A 10,928-nucleotide genomic window follows, 5' to 3' on the forward strand; every position below is an offset into this window, starting at 1 on the left:
CAGCTTATTTTTTCCGTTTTACATTTCTGCGACGAATCTTTGGACCGATTTTTTCTAACTCGGTCCAAGCCTTAATTGTAATCCCTAAAATCGCCAAAACTAAAATTATTTCTAAGATAAGTGATTGATTCATTACGGCTTGAGAAATTGCCAATGCAACAATCAAAACCGTAAGCGCAGCGATAACGAAAATGTCTAGACTCCGCCGAATATCTTTTGGCATGACAAAGAAATAGATCAATGCCAACAAAATCAAAAGAATAATATATAACAAAATGTCCTCCGATTTCAGGTAATTCCAACTTCAATGATTTCTGTCAGAACTGACAAAAGTTATTGAATTAGCCTTCAAGTTCCATTTCTGCTTGTTTACGTTTCTTAGCAGCTTTTTCACGCATTCCTTTGTTCAATTCTTGTTTACGAACACGAATTGATTCAGGCGTAACTTCCATATATTCATCATCGTTCAAGAATTCAAGTGATTCTTCAAGCGTCATGATTTTGGCCGCTTTGATAACAACAGTAGAGTCTTTGTTAGATGAACGAACGTTTGTTTGTTGTTTCATCCGTGTAATATTAACAGTAATATCATTTTCACGTGAGTTTTGCCCAACGATCATACCTTCGTATACTTCTGTTCCTGGTTCAATAAAGATTGTACCACGTTCTTCAACATACATAATAGCATAGTGAGTTGCAGTACCAGTATCAGCTGAAACAAGGGCTCCACGGTTACGTCCACCAATATTTACGCCACGAATGTAAGGTTTGTATTGATCAAATGTGTGGTTCATAATCCCATATCCACGGGTCATTGACATGAATTCAGTCGTAAATCCAAGTAATCCACGAGCTGGAACAAGGAATACCAAGCGAACTTGATTATTTCCTTCATTAATCATATCAAGCATTTCACCTTTACGTTCTGACAAGGCTTGGATAATTGACCCTTGATATTCTTCAGGTGTATCAATTTGGACACGTTCGAATGGTTCACATTGAACGCCATCAATCTCTTTAATGATAACTTGTGGACGTGACACTTGAAGTTCATATCCTTCACGACGCATTGTTTCAATCAAAATTGAAAGGTGAAGTTCACCACGACCAGAAACTTCCCATTTATCTGGAGATTCTGTGTTGACAACACGAAGTGAAACGTCAGTTTGCAGTTCTTGATTTAAACGTTCTTCAATTTTACGTGACGTAACCCATTTGCCTTCGCGACCAGCGAATGGTGAGTTGTTCACAAGGAAAGTCATTTTCAATGTTGGTTCGTCAATATGGAGCAATGGCAATGGTTCAACATGGTCAATTGGTGTCACTGTTTCTCCAACGAAAATATCTTCCATACCAGACATGGCAATCAAATCACCAGCTTTTGCTTCTTGGATTTCTTGACGTTCAAGGCCAAAGAAACCGAACATTTTTGTAACACGGAAGTTCTTAGTTGAGCCATCAAGTTTAGACAATGTTACTTGGTCTCCAACTTTAATTGTTCCACGGAAAACACGTCCAATACCAATACGACCTACAAATTCATTGTAGTCCAAAAGTGAAACTTGGAATTGCAATGGTTCATCAGAATTATCAACGGGTGCTGGAATGTGCTCCAAAATTGTATCAAACACATTATTCATTGTGTGTTCTTGATCAGCTGGATCATCCGACATTGATGAAGTCCCGTTCAAGGCAGATGCGTAGACCACTGGGAATTCCAATTGATCTTCGTCTGCACCGAGTTCGATGAACAAATCTAAAACTTCGTCGACGACTTCTTGTGGACGAGCTGATGGTTTATCAATTTTATTAACAACGACGATTGGTGTAAGGTGTTGAGCCAATGCTTTTTTCAAAACAAAACGTGTTTGGGGCATTGTACCTTCATAAGCGTCAACGACCAAAACAACACCATCAACCATTTTCATGATACGTTCAACTTCGCCACCAAAGTCCGCGTGACCTGGTGTGTCCAAAATGTTGATCCGGTGACCATCATATTCAACGGCAGTATTTTTAGCAAGGATAGTAATCCCACGTTCTTGCTCGAGCGCATTTGAATCCATCGCACGTTCTTGAAGTTGTGTGCGGGCGTTCAATGTGTGAGATTGTTTCAAGAGTTCGTCAACCAACGTCGTTTTACCATGGTCGACGTGGGCAATAATAGCGACGTTTCTTATATCTTCGCGTAATTTAGTCAATTTTATCATACCTATTCTTTCAATATATCAAATTTATTATAACACACTTTTTCCAAAGGTGATAATGTATGTGTTTACAAGTTTTACACTACTTTTGGTCACTTTTTCACGTCTTTAATCTAATAGTATTAGATATATCATAGGACTAAATTTTTCTGATATTTTCATAATATTAATTCTTAGGAATTACGATGTTCTGATATAATAAAGTATACTAACAAATAAGGGCGGTCATAATGTCAACAAGAAGAATCTCCACTTTTCTCATTTTCATTGTTTTTATTATTTATATTAGCCTAGGGCTTCCAGATTCAATCATGGGAAGCGCCTGGCCAGCAATTCGTCAAACTTACTCTTATCCAGTAGACATGATTGGAATTCTCGGTGCCATTCAACTTGGATTCTCTTTTAGTTCCACCCTCGTTTATCCAAAATTAGCCCGCCATTGGACATTGGACAAATTTATTATTTTTAGCACCATATTAACCGTTGTTGGCTTAATCGCATTAGGTGCTGGAAAAACTTTTTGGCCCATGTTTATTTCTTGTGTCCTACTTGGTTTTGGACAAGGCTCTGTAGATATTGCAATTAATGATTTTTCTGCAAAATATTTCTCGAATAGTTTAATGAATTTTCTGCATGGCTTTTATGGGATTGGTGTAATGGCTAGCTCATTTATCATGACTTTTTCTATGCAAGGAAATAATAAGTGGCAACTCGGTGTTTGGATAATTACCCTTTCACAGATCCTCATTTTAATGTTATGTTTTGCGACAAGAAATCGTTTCAAAGAAAAAGCCGAAAGCCATACTAAAGAGCATTCTATCAAAGAACAAAAATTAAACTTCAAGTATTTCATCCTTCCCTTATTTTATTTTTTCTACGCCATCGAACTTATCATCGGTCGCTTTTATTCTAGTTTTGCCGTCGAACACTTTCACTGGTCAATGGCCACCGGAGCCGCAATTACCTCATTTTATTGGGCGGGGCTTACCATTGGACGTTTTTTAACTGGCTTTACTGCACGTTTTATGTCGAGTCGTACGATTATTTATGTCCATTGTGTCATCTTACTCATTGGAGGGGGCTTGGGTTTTATTCCACTTGTAGCCATTCAGTATCTTTCTGGTATCCTGTTGGGAATCGGATTAGCCCCACTCTATCCTATGGGAATGAAAAAGGCATATGATCTTTACGATGCTTCAATCGCACAGCGTATAATTTCATTTAATATCGCTTTTGCAACCATCGGAATGTTCCTTCTTCCAATCCCTCTAGGTTGGATGTTTGAGGTCTGGGGATTTTCACTCTACCCCACGATAATCCTTGCGTTTATCCTCCTTTTATCCCTGTTACTCGCATTTATTTATAGAAAAAAGACTGTTAAATAGCCTTTCTCTTTTGTTAAAGATAATTAAAATTTTATTATAAAAGTGAGGTGATTACCTCCTTCACTTGAAAACCGCTTTCAATTAAGGTAAAATATAATAATGAAAACTCTCTATGATGTACAAGAATGGTTCAAAAAATTTGGCTATATCAATTTGGCACCGAGACGGCTAGATGCAATTTATTTTATGCAAAAGGAACTTGCATTTATGGTGAAATCGGGAATAGTTGAAAAAAATGACCGTGACTATTTGACTGTAAGACTCATCTTGCAACGTGAGGAGCGTTTTGAAAATGAAAAATTAGGAGAAAACTCTAATGGCTAGCAAAATCATCGGAATTGACCTTGGTGGAACTTCAATTAAATTTGGTATTTTAACATTGGAAGGCATTGTCCAAGATAAATGGGCAATCCCAACAAATATTTTAGAGGCTGGTAAACATATTGTTCCAGATATCGTTGAATCTATCAACCATCGTCTTGACCTCTATAAACTTGATAAATCTGATTTTATTGGAATTGGAATGGGAACTCCTGGTACCGTAAATATTGAAGCAGGAACGGTTAAAGCTGCTTTTAATCTCAATTGGGAAGATACTCAAGTTGTTGGCCCTGTCATTGCTGACGGAGTTGGATTACCTTTCATTTTGGATAACGACGCCAATGTTGCAGCCCTTGGTGAACGTTGGGTAGGTGCTGGCGAAAATAATCCAGATGTTGTCTTTATTACGCTCGGAACAGGTGTTGGGGGCGGAATTGTTTCTGCTGGACAACTCATTCATGGGGTTGCTGGCGCAGCTGGCGAAATTGGGCACATTTGTGTTGAACCTAATGACGGTTTCGCATGTACTTGTGGCAACCATGGTTGTTTGGAAACATTGACTTCTGCAACAGGAATCGTTCGTTTAGCCAATAAATTCGCTGAAGAATATGAAGGTAATTCTAACATCAAAGCTTCAATTGATAATGGAGATGTTGTTACTTCAAAAGATATATTTGTAGCTGCTGAAGCTGGTGACAAATTTGCACTCCTCGTGGTTGATAAATTTGCTTACTACCTCGGTTTTGCATGTGCTAATATCGGCTCTACATTAAACCCTGATTCAATCGTTATCGGTGGTGGTGTATCTGCAGCTGGAGAATTTTTACGCGAAAAAGTTGAAACATACTTCAAAAAATATGCTTTCTCAACAGTTCGGGAAACAACTAAAATCAAATTGGCCGTCCTCGGGAACGATGCTGGTATTATCGGGGCAGCTAGCCTCGCTTTGAAATTTAAAGGAGAATAGAATCAAATGACTTGGATTATTAATATTGTTTTAATTCTTGCAATTATCGCTATGCTCGTGTATCCACGTTGGAATTTACGTCGAAATGCAAAAGTAGTAGACAACGAAGAGTTTAATCGACTCATGTCCACTTCACAAGTCATTGATATTCGAGAAGCAAATCAATACCGTGTCAAACATATTTTAGGAGCACGTAATATCGCCGCAGCCCAAATTGAATCAAGTCTGAATGCAATAAGCACTCATAAACCCGTTTTGATTTATGAAAATGCACGTCCTGTAGCAGCCGCAAAAGTTGCAAAACAACTTAAAAAAGCAGGTGTACCTGAAATTTATATTCTAAAAAATGGAATTTCAAATTGGAAAGGTAAAGTCAAAGAAGGAAACTGATTGACGATATAAAAAAAGTGGCCAAAGCCACTTTTTTTATATGCCAATTTCTGCACTTATCATCCAGATTGTTTTTTGAACTGCTCCTAAGGCAGACGTGTACAAATCTGCTGTTACAGGATCATTATCCTCTTCTGATATAATTATCCCTTCTTTAAACAGGTCAGCCAAATATTTGTATGCCTCAAGAAGTTCGTTTAAGCGTTCAACAATTGAATTGTCCCAACTTGCAATCTCAAGTTTAATTTTAGAAGTTTCATCAAATTCTTTCAGAGTGGACAAGGGAGAGCCACCTATTGTAATTAAACGTTCAGCAAATTCATCCTGAAGTTCATTCAGTTCTTCCATGAATTTGTCCATCGCTGGATGAAGTTGTAAGAAACCAGGACCTCGAAGATACCAATGGATCTGGTGAACTAATGCAGAAGCTTTCGCTAAATCCGCTACTGTCTGATTTAAAATCGTATTTGTGTTTACAATTGACATCTTTTTCTCCTTTTAATTAAAATCTATTCTCTCTATTAATTATAACAAATTGTTATTTTTTTCCAAGTCATTTAATAATTTTTGTGACAAACTCAATAAAATAACGTATGAATAGGTATGTTGACTATTATTATCTTTTTTCTAGGTACCGTTATCGGTTCATTTTTAAAACTGGTTCTTGATCGACTTCCTCGTAATGAATCATTCATTTTTGGCCGTTCGCATTGTGACAATTGTGGACATCTCCTTAAAATATGGGACCTCATCCCACTTCTTTCTCAAATTTTTCGTCTCAATCATTGTCACTACTGCCGAGTGAAACTTCCCTTGTCAAACTTTATATTTGAGCTTTATTTCGGTACACTTGCATTGGCTAGTTTGTTCAACCTAATCAACTCGGGACAAATCATTATGCTAATTTTTTCTCTCATACTTGCTAAATTAGATGCTGAAGACCACGAATTTCCATTAATGCTCTGGATTTTTTTCGCAAGCATTTTTTTACTCTATTTTTGGAAAATAAACTTACAAATGATATTTTGGCTAATTTTGGCTCTTTTAGCAGAATGGTACCCTATGAAAATCGGGAGTGGTGATTTTTTATGGCTTACACTCATTTCATTCCTTCTATCTTTCAGAGAAACCATTGTCCTTATTCAGGTTGCCTCTTTGCTAGGAATCATTTGGATCCTCTTATACAAAAAAAGGGAAATTGCATTTATCCCATTTTTGACTATTGGATATCTAACTCTGCTTGTAGCGCACCAAATTCACTAACGGTAACCCCGAGCAAACGTATCCCAATACGCTCATCATATTCGAATTCATCAAATAATAACTGAGCAGAAATAAAAACTTCTTCTTTGCTTGATAGATTCTGTTGAAAGGTCCTTCGCTTTGTAAATGTCGTGAAGTCCGCATATCTTAGTTTTATCGTAACGACGTGACCAACTAATTCATGTGACTTCAAAATTTCTGCAACCTTTTCTGACAAATTCTCCAATTCCCCTTTTATATCATCTGGAAAATAAAGTAGCTTTCCATAGGTGCGTTCTTTTCCAACAGATTTTCTAATCCTATCCGTTTTGACAGGTACATTATGAATACCATGGGCTTTCAAATAAAGCTCCCAGCCATATACACCGAAACGATCCGCTAATAACAATGGATCAGCCTCTTGAATATCAGCACCTGTTTCAATCCCAAGTTCATGAAGTTTGGGGACAGTTGCTTTGCCTACACCATGAAACTTTTCAATGGGAAATTTCGCCAAAAAAGATTTCGCCTGCTCAGGCATAATTACAGTCAATCCATGTGGCTTTTCGTAATCAGATGCAACTTTAGCCAGAAATTTATTGTAAGAAACACCAGCAGAGCAAGTCAGTTTCAATTCAACAAAAATATCATGTTGAATTAGTTTTGCAATCTTGATGGCGGATTTTGAATCAATTTTATTTTCTGTTACATCCAGATAAGCCTCATCAATTGAAGCCGCCTCAACTAGATTTGTATAGCGATAAAAAATTTCTCGAACCTGACGTGAAACAGCCCGATATTTCTCATAGTCTCCAGCTATAAATATTGCTTGTGGACATTTTTCAAGTGCCTCTTGAGCACTCATGGCCGAATGAATTCCGAAGGCCCGTGCTTCATAAGAACAAGTTGAAACCACACCTCGACCGCCAGTTTGACGAGGATTCCTAGCAATAATAACTGGCTTGCCTTTTAAATCTGGATTGTCTCGTACTTCGACTGATGCGAAAAATGCATCCATATCAATATGTAAGATTTTTCGACTCGTATCATTAATTAAAGGAAAGTTCAGCATAATTTACCTACTTAGGCAATTGTTTTACTTGCTTTGTTCGTTTTTATTGTTCCCCGGTCTAACAGGTAAATTTTATTATCCGCAAGTTTCTTTTCTTGATTGTTATTTGCCACTTTGCGGTCAATTAATATTAATAATTCATAAAGTCCACCAAAAATGATCCCCATAGCAATCATTGGTAGTAATTCTTTATAGTTTTCTATCATTACAAATCTCCAATTGAAAAATCAAAGATTAAAATGATTTAATCTTCAATTTGATCTCCTTCAATTTCAGTAAAATTATCCACCACTGGACCAATAATACGGAAATTATCTTCTTCACCTAGGTAAAAATCTTTATAGTTTGGATTTAGAGAATGAATTCTGAAATGATCCCCTTCTTGAAAAATCTGTTTAATATAAAGCTGTTCTTCTCCTAAGTCTCCTTCTGAGATGGCATAAATTCCTCCATCTTGATCAAATCCAGTTTTTAGGAAAGTTGCGATTGAATAATTAGGAAAATCGGGTTCCATTGATTCTCCTTTTATTCTCGCTGCTCCGTCATAACGTGATAGGCGTTCGTCTGTGTATGCTTTATACTTTTCACCCGTGTTTGTAACCGTCTGACCATAACCTGCTGAAAGTTGTTCATCTTCAACAACTGCATAGTTCAGGTATTGACGTTTGAATGTTTTTAATTCAATCACATTAGGTGCAACAGTAAGTATTGGCTTTGGTTTTTGGCTCAAAAAGTTTGCAAAATCAACTAATTCCTCTTGCTGATTTTTAGTCAGGAGTCTGAATTGATCAAGAAGTTTTGATTCATCAGTTTTTATATCATCTTTTTCGATAATTTTTCTAACTGGAATTTGATAGATTGCTGAAAGTTTTTCGAGCAATTCAAGTGTTGGATTACTCTTTTTTTGTTCCCATGAAACGTAGCTGCTTTGTTTGATTCCTAGCTGTTTCGCAAGTTCTGATTGGGTGAGATTCGCAGAAGTGCGAAGCCGCTTAATGTTTTCTCCGAAATTCATCGCTTACCTCTTATCGTCTTTTTCTATATTATATTATATTTTTTATGCTTTTGCAATTCATTTAGTCACATTAATTGATACTGTTTTTCATTCAATATCGTCTTTAAGCTGATCTTAAGCCTTTTAAGCTATACTGTCCTTACTCCCTAAATAATTTCTTCATAACCCCTTGAGTCGGATATCTTTCATGGTATTCGGCTTTTTCTATTTAATGAAATAAAAAAAATCCCAATGGGATCTTTTTTATTGGACATTTCCAGTCAATTGGCTTAACAGCTTTTCAAAGGCAAGTTCATATTTTTGTATATTTCCAGCACCCATAAATACGTAAACAGCGTGTTCATGATCAAGGAGTGGAGAAACATTATCCATACTAATTACACGTGCGGGTTTGCGTACTTTATCAGCTAAATCTTGGGCAGTGATTTCATGGTGATCCACTTCACGAGCCGAACCATAAATTTGTGCTAAATAGACTGTATCTGCGTGGTCAAGAACGCGTGCGAAATCGTCCGCAAAGGCTATCGTACGAGTAAAGGTGTGTGGTTGGAATACCGCAACAACTTCACGGTCTGGATATTTTTGACGTGCGGCGTCAAGTGTAGCTTCAATTTCTGTTGGATGGTGAGCGAAATCATCAATAATGACTGTTTCTCCGACTTTTTTCTCTGTGAATCGACGTTTAACACCACTAAACGTGAGCATGTGATCAGCAACCCCTTGCATATCAAGACCAAGTTGGTGACAAACCCCTACGACGGCCAAGGCATTAAGTACATTATGCTTCCCAAAGGTTGGAACAACAAAATGTCCAAGTAATTGATTATGGAAATATGCATCAAATGATGAACCTCTCGTAGTACGAACCAGGTTTAACGCTTGATAGTCATCTTCTGGTCTAAACCCATAATAATGAATCGGAACTGGTGCAGTTAAGCGACGTAGATTTTCGTCATCCCCATAGGCAAATATACCTTTTTTGATGTTTTGTGCATAGTCTTGGAAGGCAGCCGTTACATCTTCAATGCCCTGGAAAAAATCAGGATGATCAAAGTCAATGTTGGTCATGATTGTATATTCAGGATGGTAAGGCATGAAATGACGTTGATACTCATCTGATTCAAACACAAAATATTTACTATCTTTATTTCCGCGACCTGTCCCATCGCCAATAAGGTAAGACGTATCAACCACATTACTCATGACATGAGCAAGCATTCCTGTGGTTGACGTTTTGCCATGTGCCCCAGAAACACCAATACTTGTGAATTCTTCCATGAATTCTCCAAGAAATTCGTGGTAGCGCTTGTAAGGAAAACCATTTTTATCCGCAAAAGCAACTTCAACATTGTTATCATCGTTAAATGAATTTCCGACAATAAGAATATCTCCTGGTTTAATATTTTTTTCGTCAAAAGGCAAGAGGGGAACACCTGCTAATTCCAGCCCGCGTTGGGTAAAGAAATAGTCTGTAGAATCTGACCCTTGGACTTTTTTACCCATTTGATGCAACATCAAAGCAAGTGCGCTCATTCCCGAGCCTTTAATTCCGATAAAATGATAAGTTTTTTCCATGATAATTCGTTGTCAGTATAAAATTACTGACAGAGTTTCCTCTCTTATTTACAAAGTTACAATTCAAAAATTCACTCTGTCAGTCCTGACAGAGTTTACTTTTTATTTTATTAATTTATTAAACAATCCCGCGATCAAAAATATTCTTACGTTTATTTTCAAAATAACTTTTGGGCTGAACTGAATTTGCAGCCTGATTGCGCGGTATAGCTTGTTTCATTCCCGTTTTTCCCATAGCGTCGGAGACATTCATCCCACGTTTTTTCATATCTTGAATGGGGTTATCGTTAATAATAGGACGTTTCGTCAAATTTACGGAGGACGAACGACGCATTGACACGTCATCTTTATCTCGTTCAAGAGGCGACACGTATTTTTTCACAGGTTTTGGCAAAGTCGCTGCTGCACGAATGGCACGTTCTTTCGATTCATCAACACTTGTTTTCTTCGGCATTTTGTCAAATGAGCTTACCCCTTCATGTTTCCCATTGAGGGGACGATGCTGCGTTGAATAGCTTACCTTTGGGGAATAGGGTTTAAATTGCTCAGATTGCTTCTTTTCCGCTTTTTGTGGAGCACTATTAAACGAACCTTCTTCTTGGAGGCTAGGATTTCTTGTAATGAGTTGTTGGTTCGTGAAGATGACACGTGTATCTTTTTGTAAAGCTTCATCGTCGCCAATAACTGGAAATGTAACTCTTCTTCTTTCTGTCATACTGACCTCTTGTCCATTGCTCCAAGCAATCGTTCTATT

The 10,928-nt window shown here is 37.3% G+C and carries 13 protein-coding genes; 5 read left to right on the forward strand and 8 right to left on the reverse strand.

Annotation, left to right across the window (positions count from 1 at the left end; translation table 11 throughout):
- Window positions 1-4 precede the first annotated feature (4 nt).
- Complete coding sequence (locus RT41_RS05790; RefSeq protein WP_096818113.1) at window positions 5-274, reverse strand: DUF3165 domain-containing protein; 270 nt, start codon at window positions 272-274, stop codon at window positions 5-7.
- A 67-nt stretch (window positions 275-341) separates the two neighbouring features.
- Window positions 342-2,201 carry a translational GTPase TypA gene (typA, locus tag RT41_RS05795; RefSeq protein WP_180752692.1) on the reverse strand — a complete coding sequence of 620 codons (1,860 nt, stop codon included), beginning with the start codon at window positions 2,199-2,201 and terminating at the stop codon, window positions 342-344.
- A 236-nt stretch (window positions 2,202-2,437) separates the two neighbouring features.
- Here typA and RT41_RS05800 point away from each other — a divergent pair, with 236 nt between their 5' ends.
- From RT41_RS05800 to RT41_RS05815, 4 genes are all read left to right on the forward strand, one after another.
- Window positions 2,438-3,592 (forward strand): MFS transporter, encoded by a 1,155-nt coding sequence (locus tag RT41_RS05800; RefSeq protein WP_096818117.1) that lies wholly within the window; start codon window positions 2,438-2,440, stop codon window positions 3,590-3,592.
- A gap of 99 nt (window positions 3,593-3,691) precedes the next feature.
- A complete protein-coding gene (locus RT41_RS05805) occupies window positions 3,692-3,916 on the forward strand; it encodes a YqgQ family protein (protein ID WP_054639487.1) in 225 nt (74 codons plus the stop codon).
- A complete protein-coding gene (locus RT41_RS05810; RefSeq protein ID WP_096818119.1) occupies window positions 3,909-4,880 on the forward strand; it encodes an ROK family glucokinase in 972 nt (323 codons plus the stop codon). The genes RT41_RS05805 and RT41_RS05810 overlap by 8 nt, the downstream gene beginning before the upstream one ends.
- Before the next feature lie 6 nt (window positions 4,881-4,886).
- Window positions 4,887-5,270 (forward strand): rhodanese-like domain-containing protein, encoded by a 384-nt coding sequence (locus RT41_RS05815; RefSeq protein ID WP_096818121.1) that lies wholly within the window; start codon window positions 4,887-4,889, stop codon window positions 5,268-5,270.
- 36 nt (window positions 5,271-5,306) lie between these two features.
- On the opposite strand, the gene RT41_RS05820 is transcribed toward RT41_RS05815, so the two are convergent.
- Window positions 5,307-5,756, reverse strand: coding sequence for a Dps family protein (locus RT41_RS05820; RefSeq protein WP_054639488.1), 450 nt, complete (start codon window positions 5,754-5,756; stop codon window positions 5,307-5,309).
- Window positions 5,757-5,873: 117 nt separating this feature from the next.
- Between RT41_RS05820 and RT41_RS05825 the strand changes: the two genes are divergently transcribed.
- Window positions 5,874-6,533: a prepilin peptidase gene (locus RT41_RS05825; RefSeq protein WP_096818123.1), complete on the forward strand. Its 660-nt coding sequence runs from the start codon at window positions 5,874-5,876 to the stop codon at window positions 6,531-6,533.
- Here the strand turns inward: RT41_RS05825 and dinB are convergent.
- The 5 genes from dinB to RT41_RS05850 form a co-directional block, all read right to left on the reverse strand.
- Entirely contained in the window at window positions 6,490-7,584 is a 1,095-nt protein-coding gene (gene dinB / locus RT41_RS05830) for a DNA polymerase IV (protein ID WP_096818126.1), read from the reverse strand. The two genes, RT41_RS05825 and dinB, sit on opposite strands and share 44 nt — an antisense overlap.
- An 11-nt stretch (window positions 7,585-7,595) precedes the next feature.
- Complete coding sequence (locus RT41_RS05835) at window positions 7,596-7,790, reverse strand: hypothetical protein (protein ID WP_054639490.1); 195 nt, start codon at window positions 7,788-7,790, stop codon at window positions 7,596-7,598.
- A gap of 38 nt (window positions 7,791-7,828) precedes the next feature.
- Entirely contained in the window at window positions 7,829-8,599 is a 771-nt protein-coding gene (locus tag RT41_RS05840) for a helix-turn-helix domain-containing protein (protein WP_054639491.1), read from the reverse strand.
- A gap of 243 nt (window positions 8,600-8,842) precedes the next feature.
- Window positions 8,843-10,174 carry a UDP-N-acetylmuramate--L-alanine ligase gene (murC, locus tag RT41_RS05845; RefSeq protein ID WP_096818128.1) on the reverse strand — a complete coding sequence of 444 codons (1,332 nt, stop codon included), beginning with the start codon at window positions 10,172-10,174 and terminating at the stop codon, window positions 8,843-8,845.
- Window positions 10,175-10,292: 118 nt separating this feature from the next.
- Entirely contained in the window at window positions 10,293-10,889 is a 597-nt protein-coding gene (locus RT41_RS05850) for a hypothetical protein (RefSeq protein ID WP_096818130.1), read from the reverse strand.
- Window positions 10,890-10,928 lie beyond the last annotated feature (39 nt).

Source organism: Lactococcus fujiensis JCM 16395, assembly GCF_002441655.1.
Taxonomy (GTDB): Bacteria; Bacillota; Bacilli; order Lactobacillales; family Streptococcaceae; genus Lactococcus; species Lactococcus fujiensis.